This is a genomic window from Streptomyces sp. NPDC059785, from assembly GCF_042732375.1.
Lineage (GTDB): Bacteria > Actinomycetota > Actinomycetes > Streptomycetales > Streptomycetaceae > Streptomyces.
This window is the reverse complement of the sequence record NZ_JBHWHV010000054.1, coordinates 12,799-34,072: the sequence shown is the minus strand read 5'-3', so window position 1 is coordinate 34,072 and position 21,274 is coordinate 12,799. Positions and strand designations below refer to the sequence as shown.

Here is a 21,274-nt window from a genome sequence, read left to right as displayed (position 1 = left end):
CCGCAAAATGCGACATGTCGCGCTAAATTGCATCGCGTGATCCAGGCCATCGGACTGACCAGCAGCCCTCGCAAGGAGCTGCCGCCCGCCCTCGACGACGTGTCCTTCGAAGCCCGGGCGGGGCACGTCACCGCGCTCCTCGGAGCCCCGGGCGCCGGCAAGACGACGGCGCTGAGACTCATGCTCGAACTCGAACGGGGCCGCGGAGTCACCTACTTCAGGGGCCGCCCGCTGCACCGCATCCCCCATCCGTCCCGGGAGGTCGGCGTCCAGCTCGGGGACGTACCGGGCCACCCGGCCCGCACGGTGCGCGGCCAACTCCGCATGCTGTGCGCCGCCGCGGGCGTACCCGTACGCCGCGCCGACGAAGTCATCGAGGCCATGGGGCTCGACGGCCTGCGCGAGGAACGCCTGGGCGCTCTCTCCCGCGGCATGGACCGCCGTCTCGGTCTCGCGTGTGCCCTCCTGCCCGACCCGCACACGCTCGTGCTCGACCAGCCCACGGCCGGTCTCGCTGTGCGTGAAGCCCGCTGGCTGCACGGGATCCTGCGCACGCACGCCGACCAGGGCGGCGCCGTGCTGTTCACCACCGACGACCCCAAGGAGGCGGCCGGCACCGCCGACCGGGTCGTCACCGTCGATCAGGGCAGGCTCGTGGCCGATCAGAAAGCGGCCGACTTCGCCCGCACCCGGCTGCGGCCCCGGGTCGCCGTCCGCAGTCCGCACGCCCCCCGGCTCAGCGCCGCGCTGACCAAGGAAGCGCGAGCCGCCCGCCGTTCGGTGGAGGTCGTGTCCGAGGACGGCAACCGGCTCTCGGTCTACGGCAGTACGTGCGCCGACATCGGCGAAACGGCCTTCCGCAACGGCATCCTTGTACATCAACTGGCCGACGAGACCGGTGACATGGGTGCTCCAAAAGGTTCGTCCGCCACCGAGCCCGCCCCTGAGACGCCTGACACGGCGGATTCCGGGGCCACCGATTCCTTGTCCCCCCTGCTGCCGTCCATCGGTGTCCGCCCGGCACCCAGCCCGCTCCGTCCGCTGCGCTACGAGCTGCGCCGCGCGACCGGTGTCGGCACCGGCTACATCACCGCGGCCGTCGTCCTGGTCACCTCCGTACTGCTCTCCGTGCTGCTGGCGCGGATCGGCCACACTCCGCAGGCGCGCCTTCTGGCCGCTTGGCCGCGGGAGTTCCCGCTGCCGCCCGCCGCCGTGGGCGCGGGCCTGCTCGGCGCGATCGCCTTCGGCGACGAGTTCCGCCACCCCGCCCTGGCCGCGGACCGCGGCACCGTGCCCCGCCGCCTGGGGCTGCTCGCCGCCAAACTCCTCGTCGCCGCAGCCACCGGCCTGCTCCTCGCCTGCCTCACCGTGGCCTGCGACGTGCCCGCCCTGTATCTGGTGTACGGACGGGAGCTCGCCGGAGTTCCCGCGGACTGGCTGCCGCTCGGCGCGAGTTGGCTCGGCTTCGTCATCGGGTGCTCCTGGGCGGGCGTGCTGGCCGCCGGCCTCTTCCGGTCCACCACGGCAGGGCTCGCCGCCGTACTGACCGTGCCGGTCGTCGTCGTACCGCTCGTACAGAGGCTTTTCGAGGGGCCGTCCGTGCGGGCCGCGGTCGGGTTCTCCGTACGGCTGCGGGAGCTGCTGCTCATGCAGTGGCCGTTCGGAGGTGAACGGTTCCTGGCGGCCGGGGCGCGGCTGATCGCCCAACCCGTGGGCGGGGCACTGATGTTGTCGCTGACCGCTCTGCTCTGCGCGTTTCTGCTCACGACTTCGCGCGGCAGAGTCCGATGACGACCGGTCACGCCGGTCCGAGCCGCCGCTGCGCACAACTCCCCTGAGAACGCCCATTTCTTTCCGATAAGGCGTCAATTGCGACGGAGTGAGCGATCACCCTTTCGTGTGCTTTTCACCAAAGACCTCAAGGGAGTTGATCGGGACGCCGACAACTGATCCGTGAGTACCCTTGCGCACACCATGATGACCGCCGCCCGCTCCGCAGACTCCGGCCTGGCCGGCCCGGGCGAACTCGACCGCTACCCCTATGCCGACGCCCCCGGCGCCGACCGCGTCGGTGTCCCTTCCTGGGAGAGCACGGACCCCGAGCTGGGCCGCGTGGGCCGGCGCGCCGCGGGCAGCCGCGGACGCGGACTGCACGGCCAACTCGTCCAACAGCTCGGCCAGATGATCGTCTCCGGGGATCTGGGCGCGGACCGCCCGCTCGTGCCGGAGGAGATCGGTCAGCGTTTCGAGGTCTCCCGGACCGTCGTCCGCGAATCGCTCCGTGTCCTGGAGGCGAAGGGGCTCGTGAGCGCGCGGCCCAACGTCGGCACACGCGTGCGCCCCGTCAGTGACTGGAACCTCCTCGATCCGGACATCATCGAGTGGCGCGCCTTCGGGCCGCAGCGCGACGACCAGCGCCGTGAGCTGAGCGAGCTGCGCTGGACGATCGAGCCGCTCGCCGCGCGCCTGGCCGCGGGACACGGCCGCGAGGAGGTGCAGCAACGGCTCACCGACATGGTCGAGATCATGAGCCACGCCATGGGGCAGGGCGACGCGCTGACCTTCTCGCGGGCCGACGCCGAGTTCCACTCCCTCCTCATCCAGGTCGCGGGCAACCGCATGCTGGAGCACCTCTCCGGGATCGTCTCGGCCGCCCTCCAGGTCTCCGGCGGCCCGGTCACCGGCTGTGACCGGCCGAACGAGGCGTCCCTGGCGCACCACGCGCGCATCGTCGACGCCCTCGCGGCGGGCGACGGCTCCGCGGCCGAAGCGGCCATGCGTCAACTGCTCACCGTCCACCCCGAGGTGGAGCGCGTGGTGCCCGCCCCGCGCGAGCACTGACGCGGGCGCCGGGGGCGGCGCGGCCGGAAGAGCGGTCCCGCCGCGCCGGCCGGCCCGGACTGATCCCCGCCGGGCCGCACAGCCCCCGCAGAACCGGCCGAGCCCCGTCGGATCCCTCCCGGATCCGACGGGGGCTGGCGGTCGACGGGTCGCGGATTCCGCAGGATGACCACATCTGACCGCATTAAGGCGCTTTTGAGCGCTTACGGGGTGTGACTCGGGCCACGTAGATTGGGCGTAACGCTCCTCGGAACAACGCGATGACCTAAGAGGTGACAGCCGAGGAAGGAATACGGACGCCATTCATGGCGCTGTGCATCTCCCCGGCCCCCGCCCGCGCCGTCGGCCCATCCCCAGTCGGCGGTCGTCGGCTCCGGTCCACACTGGACGGGGCCGGAAGCCGTTTTCCAACGTTCCGAGAGGTTGTTCGTGTCGGCCAGCACATCCCGTACGCTCCCGCCGGAGATCGCCGAGTCCGTCTCTGTCATGGCGCTCATCGAGCGGGGAAAGGCTGAGGGGCAGATCGCCGGCGATGACGTGCGTCGGGCCTTCGAAGCTGACCAGATTCCGGCCACTCAGTGGAAGAACGTACTGCGCAGCCTCAACCAGATCCTCGAGGAAGAGGGTGTGACGCTGATGGTCAGTGCCGCGGAGCCCAAGCGCACCCGGAAGAGCGTCGCAGCCAAGAGCCCGGCCAAGCGCACCGCCACCAAGACCGTCGCGGCGAAGACGGTGACCGCCAAGAAGGCGACCGCCACGGCCGCTCCGGCGGCCACCGCCGCCGACGCCCCGGGTGACGACGCGTCCGCCAAGAAGGTCGCCGCCAAGAAGACGACCGCCAAGAAAGCGGTCGCCAAGAAGACCGTCGCCAAGAAGACGGCGGCCAAGAAGACCACCGCCAAGAAGGACGACGTCGAGCTGATCGACGACGAGGCGGCCGAGGAGACCCCCGCACCTGGCAAGGCCGGCGAGGAGCCCGAGGGCACCGAGAACGCCGGTTTTGTCCTGTCCGACGAGGACGAGGACGACGCCCCGGCGCAGCAGGTCGCCGCGGCCGGCGCCACCGCCGACCCGGTGAAGGACTACCTCAAGCAGATCGGCAAGGTCCCGCTGCTCAACGCCGAGCAGGAGGTCGAGCTCGCCAAGCGCATCGAGGCCGGTCTGTTCGCCGAGGACAAGCTGGCCAACGCCGACAAGCTCGCCCCCAAGCTCAAGCGCGAGCTGGAGATCATCGCCGAGGACGGCCGCCGCGCCAAGAACCACCTCCTGGAGGCCAACCTCCGTCTGGTGGTCTCCCTGGCCAAGCGCTACACCGGCCGCGGCATGCTCTTCCTGGACCTCATCCAGGAGGGCAACCTCGGTCTGATCCGCGCGGTCGAGAAGTTCGACTACACCAAGGGCTACAAGTTCTCCACGTACGCCACCTGGTGGATCCGGCAGGCGATCACCCGCGCGATGGCCGACCAGGCCCGCACCATCCGTATCCCGGTGCACATGGTCGAGGTCATCAACAAGCTCGCGCGCGTGCAGCGCCAGATGCTCCAGGACCTGGGCCGCGAGCCCACCCCGGAGGAGCTGGCCAAGGAGCTCGACATGACCCCGGAGAAGGTCATCGAGGTCCAGAAGTACGGCCGCGAGCCGATCTCCCTGCACACCCCGCTGGGCGAGGACGGCGACAGCGAGTTCGGTGACCTCATCGAGGACTCCGAGGCCGTCGTGCCGGCCGACGCGGTCAGCTTCACGCTCCTCCAGGAGCAGCTCCACTCGGTCCTCGACACCCTGTCCGAGCGCGAGGCGGGCGTCGTCTCGATGCGCTTCGGTCTCACCGACGGTCAGCCGAAGACCCTCGACGAGATCGGCAAGGTGTACGGCGTCACGCGTGAGCGGATCCGTCAGATCGAGTCCAAGACCATGTCGAAGCTGCGTCACCCGTCGCGTTCGCAGGTGCTGCGCGACTACCTCGACTAGGTCCCACCGGTACGGCGCGAAGAGCCCGGCTCCCCTCGGGGAGCCGGGCTCCGTCGTCTGCGCGCGGGTGCGCGTCTGCTCCGACTGGATCACTCTGGGTCTTCCACGACCACCCCTGAGTGAGGAGCGTGTATGCGTCGTCCCTTCTCCCGAGTCCTGGCCCTTGCGGCCGCGGCGGCCGTGATACCGCTGGCGTCGCCCGCCCCTTCGGCGGCCGACAGCGTTGTCGTCGGTGGCTACCCCGTCGAGATCTCCCAGAGCCCGTGGACGGTGGCACTGTCCAGCCGTGACCGGTTCGGAGGTACGCGGGCGGGGCAGTTCTGCGGAGGCGTGGTGATCGGCCGCTCGACGGTCCTCACAGCGGCGCACTGCCTCAGCGCGGACGTCCTGGGGGCACCGGCCCGGCAGATTCAGGATCTGAAAGTCATCGCGGGCCGGGGGGACCTGCTGTCGAGCGGGGGCAGGGAGGTCGCGGTACGCGACGTCTGGGTCAACCCCGACTACGACAGTTATACGAACGTCGGAGACTTCGGGCTCGTCACACTGGCCTCACCGCTCCCGGAGAGCTACGCCATCCGTGCGGCCGCGGCGGGCGATTCAGCGTACGCGCCGGGGACCGAGGCCGAGGTCTACGGCTGGGGGGACACCTCGGGCGGCGGGGACTACGCGCACAGCCTGCGGGCGGCGCGCATAAAGGTGCTTGACGACCGCGCCTGCGACGAGGCATATCCGGGTACCGCGGAGGGCACCTACCAGGCTTCGTCCATGCTGTGCGCGGGACGGGTGGCCGGAGGGCGGGACGCCTGCCAGGGGGACAGCGGGGGCCCGCTGGTCGCCCACGGGCGGCTGATCGGCCTGGTGTCCTGGGGAAGCGGCTGTGGACGGCCCGACAGCCCCGGTGTGTACACCCGGGTCTCGGCGGCCGTCGAGGCGCTCGGTGATCGCGACGGTCTCTGAGCGCGTGTTTACACGTGACTGACGAGAGCGGGCGGCCACTCCCTGTATCGAGGGGGTGGCCGCCCACTACCGGCCTGATGCCGGCACTCGCTCGTCGTCGACGCGAAGTGTCAGCGCTCTTCGTCGTTGGCGCTTGCCGGAACGGCCGTCAGCCGCTCCGTCTCGTCCTGTATCTCAGCGGCGATCTTCTTGAGTTCCGGCTCGAACTTGCGACCGTGGTGGGCGCAGAAGAGCAGTTCTCCGCCGCTCAGGAGGACGACGCGCAGATATGCCTGGGCGCCGCAACGGTCGCAGCGGTCAGCGGCCGTCAGCGGGCTCGCGGGGGTCAGAACAGTAGTCACGTCGCCTCTTCTCTAGCTCGACGAGCTGTCGTACCAGGGTCAACATCCAACCAGGCCGAAAACGTTCCCGCTCGTGGCTTCTCCTCGAAAGTTTTTCTCCGAGGTGGCTGTCTGCTGCCGGTTGGCGGCGAATGTGCCGTATTACGTGGTTCGCGTCTTACGGGTTCGCGTTGTCTGTCAGTGTCGGTCCTCCCGGCTGGCTTGCCGGTTGTTCATGAGGACGTGCCCGGAGCCTAAATGGTTCATGCCCCGAAGGGAACGTGATATGTACTTCACTCCATCGAGGGATCGAACGCTTATGCGACTCTGGACTACTCTGACTTCCAACGAGGGTGGCGTTACATCGGCTCTACCAGGCCTCGGTACCCTCTGAGCGGCGAATGAAGCCGCGCCCTTACCCAATGGGGCCCCATCTGAAATTCAGCGAGGAGCGAACCGCGTGACCGCCGAAACGTCCGTGCCGTCCACAGCGCTGCTGACCGGAGCAGACCGGGACGGTTCCAACTACACCGCGCGGCACCTGCTCGTCCTTGAGGGGCTCGAAGCCGTACGCAAGCGCCCCGGCATGTACATCGGGTCGACCGACAGCCGCGGCCTGATGCACTGCCTCTGGGAGATCATCGACAACTCCGTGGACGAGGCCCTCGGCGGCTACTGCGACCACATCGAGGTGATCCTCCACGACGACGGCTCCGTGGAGGTCCGGGACAACGGCCGCGGCATCCCCGTGGACGTGGAACCCAAGACCGGCCTCTCCGGTGTCGAGGTCGTGATGACCAAGCTGCACGCCGGCGGCAAGTTCGGCGGCGGCTCGTACGCGGCCTCCGGCGGTCTGCACGGCGTGGGCGCCTCCGTGGTGAACGCGCTCTCCGCACGCCTGGACGTGGAGGTCGACCGCGGCGGGCAGACCCACGCGATCAGCTTCCGGCGCGGTGTGCCGGGTGCCTTCGCCGGAACCGGGGCCGACGCGAAGTTCGAGGCCGGGAGCGGTCTGCGCAAGGCCAAGAAGATCCCCAAGACGCGCAGCGGCACGCGCGTGCGCTACTGGGCCGACCGCCAGATCTTCCTCAAGGACGCGAAGCTCTCCCTGGAGAACCTGCACCAGCGCGCCCGCCAGACCGCCTTCCTGGTACCGGGCCTGACCCTCGTCGTCCGCGACGAGTACGGGCTCGGCGAGGGCGGCAGCAAGGGCGAGGAGTCCTTCCGCTTCGACGGCGGCATCAGCGAGTTCTGCGAGTACCTGGCCTCCGACAGGCCCATCTGCGACGTACTGCGCTTCTCCGGGCAGGGCACCTTCAGAGAGACCGTCCCCGTCCTGGACGAGCACGGTCAGATGACCCCCACCCAGGTCACCCGGGAGCTCGGCGTCGACGTGGCCATGCGCTGGGGCACGGGCTACGACACGACCCTCAAGTCGTTCGTGAACATCATCGCCACCCCCAAGGGCGGCACCCATGTCGCGGGCTTCGAGCAGGCCGTGGCCACCACCATGAACGAGGCGCTGCGGACCAAGAAGCTGCTGCGCGTCGCCGAGGACGACATCGTCAAGGACGACGCCCTGGAGGGCCTCACCGCCGTCGTCACCGTGCGTCTCGCCGAGCCGCAGTTCGAGGGCCAGACCAAGGAGGTGCTCGGCACGTCGGCGGCCCGCCGCATCGTGGCGAACGTGATCGCCAAGGAGCTCAAGGCGTTCTTGACCTCCACCAAGCGGGACGCCGCCGCCCAGGCGCGGGTCGTGATGGAGAAGGCCGTCGCCGCCGCCCGGACGCGCATCGCCGCACGTCAGCACAAGGACGCGCAGCGCCGCAAGACGGCCCTGGAGTCCTCGTCGCTGCCCGCGAAGCTCGCGGACTGCCGCAGCGACGACGTGGAGCGCAGCGAGCTCTTCATCGTCGAGGGAGACTCCGCGCTCGGCACCGCCAAGCTCGCCCGGAACTCCGAGTTCCAGGCACTGCTCCCGATCCGCGGCAAGATCCTCAACGTTCAGAAGGCGTCCGTCACGGACATGCTCAAGAACGCGGAGTGCGGAGCGATCATCCAGGTCATAGGAGCCGGGTCCGGCCGGACCTTCGACATCGACACGGCCCGCTACGGCAAAATCATCATGATGACCGACGCCGACGTGGACGGCTCCCACATCCGCACGCTGCTGCTGACCCTGTTCCAGCGCTACATGCGGCCCATGGTCGAGGCCGGCCGGGTGTTCGCCGCGGTGCCGCCGCTGCACCGCATCGAGCTCAGCCAGCCCAAGAAGGGGCAGGAGAAGTACATCTACACGTACTCGGACCGGGAACTGCGCGAGACGCTCCTCGAGCTCCAGCGCAAGAACGTGCGCTACAAGGACTCCATCCAGCGCTACAAGGGCCTCGGTGAGATGGACGCGGACCAGCTGGCCGAGACCACGATGGATCCGCGCCAGCGCACCCTGCGCCGGATCAACATCGCCGACCTCGAAGCGTCCGAGCGGGTGTTCGACCTGCTGATGGGCAACGACGTCGCGCCGCGCAAGGAGTTCATCTCCAACTCCGCGGCCACGCTGGACCGGTCGCGGATCGACGCGTAGGGATCTTCGCGGTTTGCGGATCGGCCCCCGTCCGAGCTCGGACGGGGGCCGATCAGTGCGGATACGGTGCCGGGTGGACGCCGGGGATTTCGCCGGCCGTGGCGGGTGGACTCGCGTGGGCAGGCGGGGGGCGGGCACCGGAAGCGGTCGGTCCGGCGGTGCCGACCGGCCCGGTAGAGGACGTCTCCACCCGTGGGTGGAGAGACAGGCCGTGGAGAGATCCACCTCCGGTCCACCCGTGCGCCGATCTGCCGACCAGCCGTTTTCCGTAGCGTCGAAGGCGTCGACAGCTCCCGCTGCCGACAGCCGCCCTCGTCGCCCTCGGAGGTCCGCATGTCCGGGCTCGTCACCGCTCTGGCCGTCGCCGCCGCCGTCGTCCTCATGATCGCGCGCCAGTTCCGCACGAGCAGGCTCGGCGAGGACAGGCGCTGGTGGGTCCTGCCCGTCGTCCTGGCCTTCCTGGCCCTGCGCGAGCCGGACATCATCGACCCCCACCACCGGATACTGGCGATCTTCCTGCTCGGCATCGAAGTGCTCATCGGCCTGGCCATGGGAGCCGGCTGGGCATGGACCACGCGGATATGGGCGGACCCCGACGGAACCGTGTGGAGCAAGGGCACCAAAGCGAGTGTCGCCGTCTGGTTCGCCGGCATGGGCCTGCGCGGAGGGCTCTACGGAATAGGCCTGCTGCTCGGCGTCCGCCAGGACACATCCGGCCTGCTGCTCACCCTCGCCGCCACTCTGCTCGTCCGCGCCGGACTGCTGACCTGGCGCTCGCAGTCGGTGCGCCCGGCGCCCGTACAGACCCCGGCACCCGCGCAGGCTGGGGCGCCCGCACCGGGCACGGCGTTCGTACCGGGCGCCGCGTCGGCACCGGGCGCGGCGTACGCACGGAGCTCGGCGTACGGTGACCGCGTGGCGCGGGGCTCGTGGAAGGACCGCCTGTGACGGAGAACGCTTGGACGCGCTGGCCGAGCCGCGAGGCATTGTCCGGCGTGGGCGTGACCCCGGCCAGGCGTGCGTTCGGCCTGGCGGCGCGTCTGATCACGCTCGGTTTCTTCCTGTGGGCGACGTTCTCCGACAGCCACCTGGAGGGCTGGGGCGTAGCCACCGCGATCCTGGGAGTGGTTCTGTGCGGGGCCGCTGTCGTGGCCTACTTCCGGACCACGCTCGAGCATCGTCTGCCGCCCTCGCTGGGGCTGTTGGTCCTGCTGTTCGTCATGGCCGTGGTGGCCCTGTCATCGGGGTTCCGGTCGCCGGCCTTCGTCCTGTGGTGCGGGTGCGCGGTCATCGCCATCGAGCGGTTGCCGCTCATGGCCGCGCTGCCCGTCACGGCCGTGTCGCTGAGCGTGTACGCGGCGGCCGCCGACGACGGATGGCTCACGACTGTGGCCACGACGGCCGGGCTGGCCCTGGCCGGCTACGTGCTGCGCCTGGACGCGGAGGCCCGCGGCGGTGCTCAGCGGCTGCTCGCGCAGGAGCGGGCGGCGCGGGTGGCCGAGGCGGAGTCCGCCGCGCTCGCCGAGCGGGCGAGAATTGCCCGCGAGATCCACGATGTGCTGGCGCACAGCCTCTCGGCGCAGTTGGTACACCTGGAAGCGGCCCGCCTGCTGATCGAGCGGGACGCCGACCGGGACAAGATCCTCGACCGTGTGGTGGCGGCTCGGGGGATGGCCCGGGAGGGCCTGGCCGAGACCCGGCAGGCGCTCTCCGCGCTGCGCGGGGAACTGTCTCCCCTGGAGGACTTCCTGAGCGAACTCGTCGCCACGGCCGACGGAGCGGACGTCACCGTGACGGGTGAGAGGAGACCGATGTCGGCGGAGGCGTCACAGGCGGTACGCAGAGTGGCGCAGGAGTCGCTGACGAACGCCCGCAAGCACGCGCCGGGCGCCAGAGTCCACCTCCGGCTGGAGTACGGCGAGCATCAAGTGCGGCTGGACGTGCGGGACTCGGGCGGCCCGCCGGGGGAACTGGCCGGCTCCGGCGCCGGATACGGTCTGCTGGGTATGCGGGAGCGTGCCGAGTTGCTGGGCGGCTCTCTGGAGGCGGGGCCGCAGGAGGAGGGGTTCGCGGTGACACTGAAGGTGCCGGTATGACGCAGGAGGCTGAGCGGAAGCCGGCACGGGTCGTCGTGGCGGACGACCAGACCGTGGTCCGTGAGGGCATCGTGATGCTGCTGGGGCTGCTGCCCGGCATCGAGGTGGTGGGCGCGGCCGGCGACGGGGACGAGGCCCTGGCGCTCGTCGGCGAGCTCGCGCCGGATGTCGTCCTGATGGACCTGAGGATGCCGCGGTGCGACGGCGTCGAGGCGACCCGGCGCATCAGAGCCGAGCACCCCGGTACGCAGGTCGTCGTGCTGACCACCTACGCGGACGACGAGTCGCTGTTCCCCGCCATCAGGGCCGGAGCCCGGGGCTACCTCACCAAGGACGCGGGCGGCGACGAGATCGTACGGGCGGTGGAGAGCGTGTTGTCCGGGGACGCGGGGCTGTCGCCGAGCATTCAACGGCGGCTGCTGGAGCGGCTGTCGGAGCCGGAACCGGCGGTGGTGGAAGAGGCGCCGGACGGGCTCACTGCGCGGGAGGCTGAGGTGCTCGTGCTGATCGCCGACGGCCTCAGCAACCAGGAGATCGCCCGGCGGCTGCATGTGTCCACGGCCACGGTGAAGACCCACATCAACAATCTGTTCGCCAAGGCAGGGCTCAAGGACCGTGCGCAGGCGGTCCGTTACGCCTACGGGAAGGGGCTGGTGCGGCCGCCGCGGAAGTGAAGTCACCTGATGGGGTGAAGCGCCCCGATTGAAGAGTCCGGGATCTGCCCGCTCTGCCCATCCTGGGGCATGCGGTCGACGACCGGCCGTCGTGGTGTGAGCGGCGAGGATCCTGTGAGTCCGGCCGAGGGGGTTGACGGGGGTGGTGAAGGCCCTGACCGTGCGGCGGAGACCCGGGACGCGGGGTACGGCGACTTCGACCAGTTGTTGCGTACGGCGGCGGCGCGGAGCGGGCACGGGGGAGGCGTTCCTGGCGCCGGGCCTGAAGTACGGCGGGGACTGGACGGGCGCGGCTGGACTTCATCAGCCTGGGCCTTGCCCTGGTGCTCGGCACGGCCGGGCTGCCGCACATCCTGTCCCGCTTCTGCACCGTGCCGACCGCTCGGGCCGCGCGCCGTTCGGTGGTCTGGTCGATCGGGCTGATCGGCGGCTTCTACCTGATGACGATCGTGCTGGGGTTCGGGGCGGCCGCGATCGTCGGCTTGCGGGCCGTGCGGGCGTCGAACGAGGCCGGGAACACGGCCGTCCCGCTCCTCGCGCTCGATCTCGGCGGCGGTGCGGCTTCCACTGGAGGAACGGTTCTGTTCGCAGTGGTGGCGGCGATCGCCTTCGCCACGATCCTGGCGGTGGTCGCCGGGATCACGCTCGCCTCCTCGGCGTCCGTGGCTCACGACCTGTACGCGTCGTTCAGCCGGAAGCGTGCGGAGCCGCGCGGCGAGGTGGCGGCGGCGCGCGTCGCCGCGGTCGGCATCGGCGTAGTCGCGATCGGCCTCGGACTGCCGGCGCGCGACCTGAACGTGGCCTTCGTGGTCGGCCTCGCCTTCGCGGTGGCCGCGTCCGCGAACCTGCCGGTCCTGCTGTACTCGCTGTTCTGGCGGAGCTTCACCACGCGCGGCGCGGTGTGGGCCGTGTACCGCGGTCTGGTGCCCGCGGTGCTCCTCGTGGTGCTGTCACCGGTGGTGTCGGGCAGCCCCGGATCGCTCTCCCCGGGGTTGACCCGCTGGAGAACCCCGGTCTCGTCTCCGTCCCGCTGGGCTTCCTCGCGGGCTGGCTGGGCACGGTCACCTCGGCGGAGCCGCCGGACGAGGCGAAACACGCGGAGATCGAGGTCCGGTCGCTCACCGGAGCCGGAGCGGCCTGACGGCACCGGCGAAGGGCCGCCGGTTATGGCGCCACCCACGCGTACCGGTGCTCGGGGCGGCCCGTCTCACCGTACTTGAGGGAGAGGCGGAGCCGGCCGGCCTGTTCCAGATGGCGCAGATAGCGCTGGGCGGTGGAGCGGCTGAGGCCGGTCTCGGCGGCGACCTCGTGGGCCGACAGCGGGTGCTCGGCGCGGTGCAGTACGCCGCAGATGAGGTCCGTGGTCGGTTCGGAGTGGCCGCTCGGCAGGCCGGGGGAGGAGGGTGCGGACGTCGTGCGCAGCGCGCCGAAGATGCGGTCGACCTGTTCCTGTCCGGCCGTGCCCTGGCCGCCGACCCGGGCGACGGTGCGGCGCAGCGCGGCGTAGGAGTCGAGGCGGGTGCGCAGGGCGGCGAAGGTGAAGGGCTTGATCAGATAGTGCAGGGCGCCCACGCGCATCGCCGCCTGTACGGTCTCCACGTCACCGGCCGCGGTGATCATGATGACGTCGGTGCCGTGGCCGCGTTCGCGCATCTGGTGGACCAGTTCGAGGCCCGTACGGTCGGGCAGGTAGTGGTCGAGCAGCACCAGGTCCATGGGGGCGCGTTCCAGAGCGGTCAGTGCCTGGGAGGCGCTGTGCGCGCGGGCGGCCACCCGGAATCCGGGAACCCTGCCCACGTATCTCGCGTTGATCTCAGCGACGCGGAAGTCGTCGTCCACGACCAGGACGTCAATCATCGGGCCTCTTTCCGTCAAGGCCGTCCGAGCGTTGCGCCCGTGTTTCGGCTCCGTTGTTGTAGCGCGAGCAGAACGAGCACAACAGACTCTTGCAAGCAGAAGAAGACCTTGTGCACAGAAGACTGCTGCTGTGGCGCGTGCCACGTCTACGGTCCCGGCCATGAAACCGGACACCGGCCCCGCCATCGAACTGCGGGGCGCGAGCAAGGTCTTCGCCACTCCGTCAGGGGGACTGCACACGGCCGTCAGCGGGCTGGATCTGACGGTGGGCCGCGGGGAGTTCGTGGCCGTCGTGGGTCCCACCGGCTGTGGCAAGTCGACCACCCTGACCCTCGTCAGCGGTCTGGAGGAGCCCACCGAAGGCGAGGTGCTGGTGGCCGGCGAACCGGTCACCGGCGTCGGTGACAAGATCGGCTTCGTCTTCCAGCAGGACGCCACCTTCCCGTGGCGCACGGTCCTGTCCAATGTGATGGCCGGCCCGCGCTTCCGCGGTGTGGCCAAGGCCGAGGCCAGGAGCAGGGCCCGGGAATGGCTCGGGCGGGTCGGGCTCGAAGCCTTCGAGGACCGCTATCCGCACCAGCTCTCCGGTGGCCAGCGCAAACGGGTCGCCCTCGCCGCCACCTTCGTCAACGACCCCGAGATCCTGCTCATGGACGAACCGTTCTCGGCGCTCGACGTGCAGACCAGGGCCCTGATGTCGGACGAACTGCTGGAGCTGTGGGAGGGCACGCGCGCCTCCGTCGTCTTCGTCACCCACGACCTGGAGGAGTCGATCGCACTGGCGGACAAGGTCGTCGTCATGACCGCGGGACCCGCCACCGTCAAGCAGGTCTTCGACATCGACCTGCCGCGGCCGCGCAAGGTCGAATCGGTGCGCCTGGAGCCGCGGTTCATCGAGATCTACCGCGAGATCTGGGAGTCCCTCGGCGAAGAGGTCCGCATCACCCGGGAGAGAGGCGCCGCCGATGTCGCCTGAACTGGTACCCGGGGGCGTCATGACGCCGGCCGCCGACGCGGTCACCCAGGCGGACGGGGCGGGGAAGCCGGAGCGCGCCCGCTCCCGCGCCAGGGCCGCCCGCCGACGCAAGGTGCTCGTCTCTGCCGTCCGCGCGCTGCTCCTCGTCGCCGTGCTCGGTCTGTGGGAACTGCTCTCGCGCACCGAGGTCATCGATCCGTTCAACTTCTCGATGCCGTCGAAGATCTGGGACCAGATATGGACCTGGGTGACTCAGGGAACCGCCCTCGGCTCCCTCGGTGAGCAGATCTGGTACACGCTCTACGAGGCACTGCTCGGCTGGCTCATCGGTGTGGTGGCGGGTGTCGTGCTGGGCATTGCTCTGGGGCGGATCACCTTGCTCGCCGACGTTCTTGGTCCATACATCAAGGTGCTCAACTCCATACCGCGGATCGTCCTCGCGCCGATCTTTGTCATCTGGTTCGGGCTCGGTCCCGCCTCCAAAGTCGCGTCGGCCGTGGTCCTCGTCTTCTTCCCGGTCTTCTTCAACGCCTTCCAGGGCGCCCGGGAGGTCGACCGCAACCTGGTGGCCAACGCGCGGATCCTCGGGGCGAGCGACCGCCGGGTGACGTTCCAGGTGGTGATCCCGTCCGCCACCTCGTGGATCTTCACCAGCCTGCACGTCAGCTTCGGCTTCGCGCTCATCGGCGCCATCGTCGGCGAGTACATCGGCGCCACCAAGGGGATCGGTCTGCTCGTCGCGCAGTCGCAGGGCACCTTCAACGCGGCCGGTGTGTACGCCGCCATGGTCATCCTCGCCGTCGTCGCACTGCTGGCCGAGGGGATCCTCACCTTCGCCGAGCGCCGCATCTTCCGCTGGAAGCCCTCGGACGCCGAGCGCTGACCCGGACGTACGCCTCACCCGCTCGCCCCGCCCCCACCGAGAGCACCCCGTCAGACGTGCCTCTACCGCAAGGACGTGACCGAACATGCGCAAGTCCGTCAGATTCACGGCGTTCGCCACCGCCGGTCTGCTCGCCCTCTCCTCGCTCACCGCCTGCGCCGACAAGGCCAGTTCGACGGCCCACTCCGGCGGCGGGGGCAGCGGCAAGGGAGAACACGTCAAGATCATGGTCGGCGGCCTGGACAAGGTCATCTACCTGCCAGCCATGCTCACCCAGCGGCTCGGCTACTTCGAGAAGGAGGGGCTGGACGTCGAACTCCTCAGCGAGCCGGCCGGTGTGCAGGCCGAGACGGCACTCGTCTCGGGGCAGGTCCAGGGAGCCGTCGGCTTCTACGACCACACGCTGGACCTCCAGACCAAGGGCAAGCACGTGGAGTCCGTGGTGCAGTTCTCGCACGCCCCCGGGGAGGTGGAGATCGTCGGCACCCGGCGGGCGGACGACATCACCTCGCCCGGGGACTTCGCGGGCCGGAAGCTCGGTGTCACCGGGCTCGGCTCGTCGACCGACTTCCTCACCAAGTACCTGGCGGTCAAGAACGGCGTGAAGGTCAGCGAGTTCACACCGGTCGCCGTGGGAGCCGGACCCACCTTCATCTCCGCCCTGGAGAAGGGGGCCATCGACGGCGGGATGACGACGGACCCGACCGTCGCGACGATCATGGAGAAGAAGCTCGGCAAGGTCCTCGTCGACATGCGCACCCCGGAGGGGTCACAGAAGGCGCTGGGCGGCCCCTATCCGTCGTCAAGTCTTTACATGCAGACGGACTGGGTCAATGACCACAAGAAGACGGTCCAGAAGCTCGTCAACGCCTTCGTGAAGACACTGCGGTGGATGTCCTCGCACAGCGCCGACGAGATCGCCGCCGAGATGCCCGCCGACTACCAGCAGGGCGACAAGGCGCTGTACGCCGAGGCGATCCAGAGCACGCTGCCCATGTTCACCGACGACGGCGTGATGCCCGAGAACGGTCCCGAGACCGTCGAGAGGGTGCTCAAGGCGTTCAACCCCAACATCAAGAACGCCGACGTCGACCTGGACAGGACCTACACCACGGAGTTCGTCGAAGCGGCGCCGGACACCTCCGGCTGACCAGCCGCCCCGCCGGTGCTCAGGCGCGGGTCGCCCAGACGTAGCGGTGCTCCGGGCGGCCCGCCTCGCCGTACCTGAGGGTCAGCCTGGCCCGGCCGGTGCGCTCCAGGAGCTTCAGATAGCGCTGCGCCGTCTGCCGGCTGAGTCCGGTGACCTCCGCGACCTCCTGAGCCGACAGCGGCCCCTCGGCGCTCACCAGGGCCCGGCGGACGAGTTCGGCCGTGGTGGGGGAGTGCCCCTTGGGCAGGCCGGGCTCGGCGCCCGTCGAGAGGGCGCCGAACAACCTGTCCACCTCGGCCCGTTCGGCCTCGCCGCCGCCGTCGAGGGTCCGGCGCAGCTCCGCGTACGCCTCCAGCTTGGCGCGCAGGCCCGCGAAGGCGAACGGCTTGACGAGGTACTGCAACGCGCCCTGCCGCATGGCCTCCTGCACGGTCGCGACGTCCCGTGCCGCGGTCACCATGATGACGTCGGTCCGCCGGCCGCGTTGGCGCATCTCCCGGACGACCGAGAGCCCCGTGTCGTCCGGCAGATAGTGGTCCATGAGCACCAGGTCGAGACGTGGCAGCGTCTCCATCCGGTGCAGCGCCTCGGCGGCGGTGTGGGCCTCGCCAGCGACCTGGAAGCCGGCCACCTTGCCCACGTAGGCGGCATTGACCCGGGCCACCCGGGTGTCGTCGTCCACGACCAGTACCTCGATCATCAGGACTTCTCTCCGGTGTCTGCGATGCCCTTTGTGTCTGCGGTGCCTGTGGTGTCCACAGTGCCTGTTGACTTGTCAATGTCCGCTGCCAGCGCCTCCGGCAGCACCACGGCGAACTCCGCGCCGCCGCCCGCCGCCTCCGTCACCCGCGCGCTGCCGCCCTGTCGTTCGGCGAGCCGGCGGACCATCGCGAGACCGATACCGCGCTTCCCGTGTGCCGGGGGCTCCTTGGTGGACCAGCCCTCGGTGAAGACCAGCTCACGGCGATCGGCCGGAACGCCGGGCCCGGTGTCCCGGATCCGCAGCACGGCGGTACGTCCCTCGGCACGCAACTCGACCTCCACGCGCGCGTGCGGTGTGCCCGCGACCGCGTCCAGCGCGTTGTCGACGAGATTGCCGACGACGGTGACCAGCCCCCTGGGATCGATCAGCCGGTCCGGCAGCAGCGTCCCGTCCGCGATCCACAGCGCGACCCCGCGCTCCGCCGCGACCGTGGCCTTGCCCACCAGCAGAGCGGCGAGCAGCGGATCGTGGATCTTCTCGGTGACCTGCTCGGCGGTGGCCCGGTGATCGCCCACCACCTCGCCGACGAACTCCACGGCGTCGTCGTACATCTCCAGTTCCAGCAGTCCCAGGAGGGTGTGCATGCGGTTGGCGTGCTCGTGGTCCTGGGCGCGCAGGGCGTCGATGAGACCGCGGGTGGAGTCGAGTTCCCGGCCGAGCTGTTCCAGTTCGGTGCGGTCCCGCAGGGTGGCGACGGCGCCGCCGTCGTCGGTGGGCATCCGGTTGGCGAGCAGGACGCGCTGGCCGCGGACGGTGAGCAGGTCGGTGCCCGTGACCCGCCCCGCCAGGACGTCGGTCGTACGGCCGGGCCCCAGGGCGTCGTCGAGCGGCCGTCCGATGGCCTCGGTGCCCAGCCCCAGCAGGCGCTGCGCCTCGTCGTTGAGGAGCCGTACCCGGCCGCCGCGGTCCAGGGCGACGACCCCCTCGCGGATGCCGTGCAGCATGGCCTCACGCTCCGCCAGGAGCGCCGAGATATCGGAGAAGGCCAGGTCACGGGTCTGTCGCTGCACTCTGCGGGAGATCAGATAGGCGGCCAGCGCGCCGACGGCCAGGGCTCCTCCCGCGTACGCGAAGAGGCCGGGGATCGCGTGTATCAGCCGGGCGCGCACGCTGTCGTACTCGATGCCGACCGAGACGGCGCCGACGACGGTGCCGGCGCTGTCCCGCAGCGGTACCTTGCCGCGGGCCGAGCGGCCCAGGGTGCCGCTGTCGATCTCCATGACGTCCCGGCCGGCCAGGGCCCGGCTCGGGTCCGTCGAGACGACCTTGCCGATCTGCGTCCGGTCGGTGTGCGACCAGCGCACGCCATCCATGTTCATCACCACGACGTACTCGGCCCCGCTGGCCCTGCGGATCCGCTCCGCCTCGCGCTGCACGGGTCCGCCGGCCGTCGGCCGGGTGGACCGCAGGTCCTCGGCGATCTGCGGCTGGGCGGCCGTGGTCTGCGCGATCGCGAGCGCGCGCCGCATCGCCTGGTCGTCGAGCTGCGCGCTGAGCGGCGCCAGGAACAGCCCGGTCGCGAGCACGGCGACCCCGGCGGCGATCGCCAGCTGCATCAGCAGGACCTGCGAGAACATCCGCCGGGGCAGATGCGGGCGCAGCCGTCGGGCAGGGGCGGTGGGGCTCATGTGTACGACGGTACGGGGGCGGGGCGGCGACCTCGCGCGCGCGTGGCGCGGATCTTCGCGGTGGGGCGGCCGAGCCTCACGGACACGGCGGCTTCGCCTCACCGGACGTGGCGGCTCCGCCTCACCGCACGCGGCAGTCGCGGTACCCGACCCGCGTCAGGCCGGTACGGCCAACGCCGTCTCCTGGAGCTCCCTGACGCCCGTCACGTCCATCCGGGCCGGGGAGCCGAGGGCGGAGCCGCAGCTCTCCGGGCGGGGCGGCAGCGACTCGCCCTGGGCCACGGCGACCCGCCAGAGACGGCCGTCGGTGTGGGCGACCGTGACCTCCCAGCGCGGGGCTGCGCCGTCGGTGCGGACCACGGTCAGCCTGTCGGCCGCGTACTCCCGCGCAACCGTGCGGACCGCCAGTTCGGCCGCCTGCGCGGGGCGCTGCCAGGCCGAGCGGCCGCGGCAGCCCTCGGCGACGACACGGCCCTCGCGCACGCCCTGGAGGACCTCCTTGACGTGATGGGCCTCGGCCCGCCCGTAGGCGTAGCCGAACGGGAGGACGAGCAGCGTGGGTGAGAAGCGGTGGCCGCCCAGGTGGGTGACCTCCCAGACACCCTCCACGTCGGAGGCGGCCAGCTCCGCGGCGAGCGGGCGGCCCAGCAGGGCGCAGCAACGGTCGCGTCTGCCGTTGGTGCAGACGAGGGCGAGCGGGTCGCCGGTGTGCGGCGCGCCCTGGAGCACGCTGTCAAAGGTGTGCCGGTCGCCCATGCCGAGCGCGTGGAAGTCGAGGTCGAGCAGGCGCTCGGGGTCGGCCGTCGTAGCGCCGTGCAGCCATACGTTTCCGGGAACGGTGTGGGCCGCGTACACCTGCCGTCGGGCCGTGGCGCCGCGGTCGGCGTGGCGGCCGGAACGCCGGATGAGGGCGACGCGTACGCCGGTGCCCGCCGCGGCGGCTTCGAGCGCGCGGCCGATCGCCGGGTCGAGACGGCTCGAGGTGAGCGCCTTGACGCCCCACGGCCCGGGCTGCTCGATCAGCAGCCATGTCCTCGCGGTGGCCGCGGTCCCCGCGAGAGGCTCGTCGAGCCCTTGCGACGCGGCCGTGCACGTACTCACATAGGTGAGCCTAACCTGACTCGCGAGCCTCGGCCTCCCGGGGCGGGCACCGGGCCAAGACCGCGAGGAAACCGGCAGGTGGGAGCGGTGCGGGCGCCCGGCCGAGGGGGAGGAGGGCGGTCGCTGAGGGACGGCCGCTCACTCCGGCAGCGGCTGCGGCGGCCTGTTTCCCACGTAGACGCCGCTCGGCCGCATCCGCAGCGGCCGCTCGTCGTACTCCTCCAGGGCGTGTGCGATCCAGCCGGCCGTACGGGCGACGGCGAAGACGGTCTCGCCGGCGCTGGCGGGCATGCCGGAGGCGACGGTGAGGACGGCCAGAGCCAGGTCCACGTTGGCGTGCAGGGACGTGCGCCGGGCGGCCGTGGCCACGATGTCCCGGGCGGCGGCCAGGGCGGAAGCGGCTTCCGGGAGGTCCTCCAGGGCGGCGAACAGGGCACGCGCGCGTGGATCCTCGCCGGGGTAGAGACGGTGCCCGAGCCCCGGGATGCGGCGGCCGGCCCGCAGCTCCTCGGCGATCACGGGAACCGCGTCGCCGCTGTCGAGGACGTCCAGGAGCAGCCGGTGGGCCAGCCCGCTGGCCGCTCCGTGCAGCGGCCCCTCGATGACGCCGAGGCCCGCGGACACCGCCGCGTAGGCGTGGGCACGGGCCGAGGCGGCGACGCGGACCGCCAGGGTCGACGCGGCGAGGTCGTGGTCCACCAGCAGCCCGAGCGCCAGGTCGAGCACCCGCAGCGACTTCTCGTCGGGCAGCCGGCCGGTGAGCCGCGCCCACAGGCGGCGGGCCAGCGGGCCCTCGTCGCGGTGGTCGTGGCGCAGCGGCGGCAGGGCGTGGACGAGGGTGGGGATGAGGGCGCGCGCGGTACCGAGGACCACGTCCTCGGACAGGTCGAAGCGCAGCGGGTCCGCGGTGGCGGCGGCGATCGCCGCGACCCGCAGCCGGTCGGTCGGACCGCTGTGCTCGGGAAGGGCCTGCACGGCGCGCCGGGCCACGGCGACGGACGCCTCGGGCGCGGTGAAGGTGACGCCGGGGCGCAGCCGTCCGGTCCACAGCCACTCCGCGATCTCCTCGTAGGAGTGCCGCGCGGCCAGCTCGGTCGCGTCCACGCCGCGGAAGTAGTAGCGGTCCTTGTCGATCAGCGTGATGCGCGTACGGACGGACAGTTCGCCGCCCGTGCCCGAACCGCCGGACACTTCGCGCCTGTTGCGCCGGGCCAGCGCCTCGACCTCCTTGGCGTCGAAGGTGCTGCCCCGGCCGCCCGGGTCGCGTCGGCTGCCGAGCAGGCCGCGGCTCACGTACGCGTACACGGTCTCGGGCTTCACGCCGAGCAGGTCGGCGGTCTCTCTGGTGGTGAGCCGCCGTGCCGTGTCGCGGGCGTGGGGCGACGCTTCCTGATCCCTCATGGCGCCACCGTATCCATGTCGAGGTGCACTGTCTTGCCTGTCCAGTTATTTGCATTGATTCAATCAATATTGACA

17 protein-coding genes and 1 pseudogene are annotated in these 21,274 nt (G+C 70.9%); 12 read left to right on the top strand and 6 right to left on the bottom strand.

Features of this window, described 5'->3' with window-relative positions:
- Window positions 1–36: 36 nt before the first annotated feature.
- The 4 genes from ACFV6E_RS32410 (at window position 37) to ACFV6E_RS32395 (ending at window position 5,766) form a co-directional block, all read left to right on the top strand.
- Window positions 37–1,791, top strand: a complete 1,755-nt coding sequence (locus ACFV6E_RS32410) for an ATP-binding cassette domain-containing protein (protein ID WP_385466492.1) — start codon at window positions 37–39, stop codon at window positions 1,789–1,791.
- Window positions 1,792–1,953: 162 nt separating this feature from the next.
- Window positions 1,954–2,841: a FadR/GntR family transcriptional regulator gene (locus ACFV6E_RS32405; RefSeq protein WP_385159680.1), complete on the top strand. Its 888-nt coding sequence runs from the start codon at window positions 1,954–1,956 to the stop codon at window positions 2,839–2,841.
- Window positions 2,842–3,270: 429 nt separating this feature from the next.
- A complete protein-coding gene (locus tag ACFV6E_RS32400) occupies window positions 3,271–4,809 on the top strand; it encodes an RNA polymerase sigma factor (RefSeq protein WP_385466489.1) in 1,539 nt (512 codons plus the stop codon).
- 132 nt (window positions 4,810–4,941) lie between these two features.
- Entirely contained in the window at window positions 4,942–5,766 is an 825-nt protein-coding gene (locus ACFV6E_RS32395; protein WP_385466486.1) for a serine protease, read from the top strand.
- A gap of 110 nt (window positions 5,767–5,876) precedes the next feature.
- Here ACFV6E_RS32395 and ACFV6E_RS32390 read toward each other — a convergent pair whose 3' ends face one another.
- Window positions 5,877–6,107 (bottom strand): hypothetical protein, encoded by a 231-nt coding sequence (locus ACFV6E_RS32390; protein ID WP_385159686.1) that lies wholly within the window; start codon window positions 6,105–6,107, stop codon window positions 5,877–5,879.
- Window positions 6,108–6,546: 439 nt separating this feature from the next.
- Here ACFV6E_RS32390 and ACFV6E_RS32385 point away from each other — a divergent pair, with 439 nt between their 5' ends.
- The 5 genes and pseudogenes from ACFV6E_RS32385 to ACFV6E_RS32365 form a co-directional block, all read left to right on the top strand.
- Window positions 6,547–8,670: a type IIA DNA topoisomerase subunit B gene (locus ACFV6E_RS32385; RefSeq protein ID WP_385466483.1), complete on the top strand. Its 2,124-nt coding sequence runs from the start codon at window positions 6,547–6,549 to the stop codon at window positions 8,668–8,670.
- Between the two features lie 333 nt (window positions 8,671–9,003).
- The gene (locus tag ACFV6E_RS32380; protein ID WP_385466481.1) at window positions 9,004–9,618 is read left to right on the top strand and encodes a DUF1453 domain-containing protein; all 615 of its coding nucleotides are present in this window, start codon (window positions 9,004–9,006) and stop codon (window positions 9,616–9,618) included.
- Complete coding sequence (locus ACFV6E_RS32375) at window positions 9,615–10,766, top strand: sensor histidine kinase (RefSeq protein ID WP_385466478.1); 1,152 nt, start codon at window positions 9,615–9,617, stop codon at window positions 10,764–10,766. The genes ACFV6E_RS32380 and ACFV6E_RS32375 overlap by 4 nt, the downstream gene beginning before the upstream one ends.
- On the top strand, window positions 10,763–11,440 hold the full coding sequence (locus ACFV6E_RS32370) for a response regulator (protein WP_385159694.1): 678 nt from the start codon (window positions 10,763–10,765) through the stop codon (window positions 11,438–11,440). Before ACFV6E_RS32375 ends, ACFV6E_RS32370 begins: the two co-directional genes overlap by 4 nt.
- A 186-nt stretch (window positions 11,441–11,626) precedes the next feature.
- A pseudogene (locus ACFV6E_RS32365) lies at window positions 11,627–12,581 on the top strand (cation acetate symporter); the annotation flags it as partial.
- A 23-nt stretch (window positions 12,582–12,604) separates the two neighbouring features.
- Here the strand turns inward: ACFV6E_RS32365 and ACFV6E_RS32360 are convergent.
- Window positions 12,605–13,297: a response regulator gene (locus ACFV6E_RS32360; protein WP_385159696.1), complete on the bottom strand. Its 693-nt coding sequence runs from the start codon at window positions 13,295–13,297 to the stop codon at window positions 12,605–12,607.
- A 160-nt stretch (window positions 13,298–13,457) separates the two neighbouring features.
- On the opposite strand from ACFV6E_RS32360, the gene ACFV6E_RS32355 reads away from it, so the two are divergent.
- The 3 genes from ACFV6E_RS32355 to ACFV6E_RS32345 all read left to right on the top strand — a co-directional run bounded on the left by ACFV6E_RS32355 (window position 13,458) and on the right by ACFV6E_RS32345 (window position 16,306).
- Window positions 13,458–14,273 carry an ABC transporter ATP-binding protein gene (locus tag ACFV6E_RS32355; RefSeq protein ID WP_385159698.1) on the top strand — a complete coding sequence of 272 codons (816 nt, stop codon included), beginning with the start codon at window positions 13,458–13,460 and terminating at the stop codon, window positions 14,271–14,273.
- Window positions 14,263–15,156: an ABC transporter permease gene (locus ACFV6E_RS32350; RefSeq protein ID WP_385159700.1), complete on the top strand. Its 894-nt coding sequence runs from the start codon at window positions 14,263–14,265 to the stop codon at window positions 15,154–15,156. The genes ACFV6E_RS32355 and ACFV6E_RS32350 overlap by 11 nt, the downstream gene beginning before the upstream one ends.
- Before the next feature lie 85 nt (window positions 15,157–15,241).
- A complete protein-coding gene (locus tag ACFV6E_RS32345; protein ID WP_385159702.1) occupies window positions 15,242–16,306 on the top strand; it encodes an ABC transporter substrate-binding protein in 1,065 nt (354 codons plus the stop codon).
- 19 nt (window positions 16,307–16,325) lie between these two features.
- On the opposite strand, the gene ACFV6E_RS32340 is transcribed toward ACFV6E_RS32345, so the two are convergent.
- The 4 genes from ACFV6E_RS32340 to ACFV6E_RS32325 all read right to left on the bottom strand — a co-directional run bounded on the left by ACFV6E_RS32340 (window position 16,326) and on the right by ACFV6E_RS32325 (window position 21,199).
- On the bottom strand, window positions 16,326–17,006 hold the full coding sequence (locus tag ACFV6E_RS32340) for a response regulator (RefSeq protein ID WP_385466475.1): 681 nt from the start codon (window positions 17,004–17,006) through the stop codon (window positions 16,326–16,328).
- A complete protein-coding gene (locus tag ACFV6E_RS32335; RefSeq protein WP_385466473.1) occupies window positions 17,006–18,697 on the bottom strand; it encodes an ATP-binding protein in 1,692 nt (563 codons plus the stop codon). Before ACFV6E_RS32335 ends, ACFV6E_RS32340 begins: the two co-directional genes overlap by 1 nt.
- Before the next feature lie 156 nt (window positions 18,698–18,853).
- Window positions 18,854–19,798 (bottom strand): sucrase ferredoxin, encoded by a 945-nt coding sequence (locus ACFV6E_RS32330; RefSeq protein ID WP_385466470.1) that lies wholly within the window; start codon window positions 19,796–19,798, stop codon window positions 18,854–18,856.
- Window positions 19,799–19,936: 138 nt separating this feature from the next.
- Window positions 19,937–21,199 (bottom strand): citrate synthase, encoded by a 1,263-nt coding sequence (locus ACFV6E_RS32325; protein WP_385159710.1) that lies wholly within the window; start codon window positions 21,197–21,199, stop codon window positions 19,937–19,939.
- Between the last annotated feature and the right edge of the window lie 75 nt (window positions 21,200–21,274).

What these genes read in the sequence shown, in the direction of transcription:
- ACFV6E_RS32395 (WP_385466486.1), top strand. Translation starts at nt 4,942, where the DNA reads ATGCGTCGTCCCTTCTCCCGAGTCCTGGCCCTTGCGGCCGCGGCGGCC.
- ACFV6E_RS32380 (WP_385466481.1), top strand. Translation starts at nt 9,004, where the DNA reads ATGTCCGGGCTCGTCACCGCTCTGGCCGTCGCCGCCGCCGTCGTCCTC.
- ACFV6E_RS32370 (WP_385159694.1), top strand. Translation starts at nt 10,763, where the DNA reads ATGACGCAGGAGGCTGAGCGGAAGCCGGCACGGGTCGTCGTGGCGGAC.
- ACFV6E_RS32360 (WP_385159696.1), bottom strand. Translation starts at nt 13,297, where the DNA reads ATGATTGACGTCCTGGTCGTGGACGACGACTTCCGCGTCGCTGAGATC.
- ACFV6E_RS32355 (WP_385159698.1), top strand. Translation starts at nt 13,458, where the DNA reads ATGAAACCGGACACCGGCCCCGCCATCGAACTGCGGGGCGCGAGCAAG.
- ACFV6E_RS32350 (WP_385159700.1), top strand. Translation starts at nt 14,263, where the DNA reads ATGTCGCCTGAACTGGTACCCGGGGGCGTCATGACGCCGGCCGCCGAC.
- ACFV6E_RS32345 (WP_385159702.1), top strand. Translation starts at nt 15,242, where the DNA reads ATGCGCAAGTCCGTCAGATTCACGGCGTTCGCCACCGCCGGTCTGCTC.
- ACFV6E_RS32340 (WP_385466475.1), bottom strand. Translation starts at nt 17,006, where the DNA reads ATGATCGAGGTACTGGTCGTGGACGACGACACCCGGGTGGCCCGGGTC.
- ACFV6E_RS32335 (WP_385466473.1), bottom strand. Translation starts at nt 18,697, where the DNA reads ATGAGCCCCACCGCCCCTGCCCGACGGCTGCGCCCGCATCTGCCCCGG.
- ACFV6E_RS32325 (WP_385159710.1), bottom strand. Translation starts at nt 21,199, where the DNA reads ATGAGGGATCAGGAAGCGTCGCCCCACGCCCGCGACACGGCACGGCGG.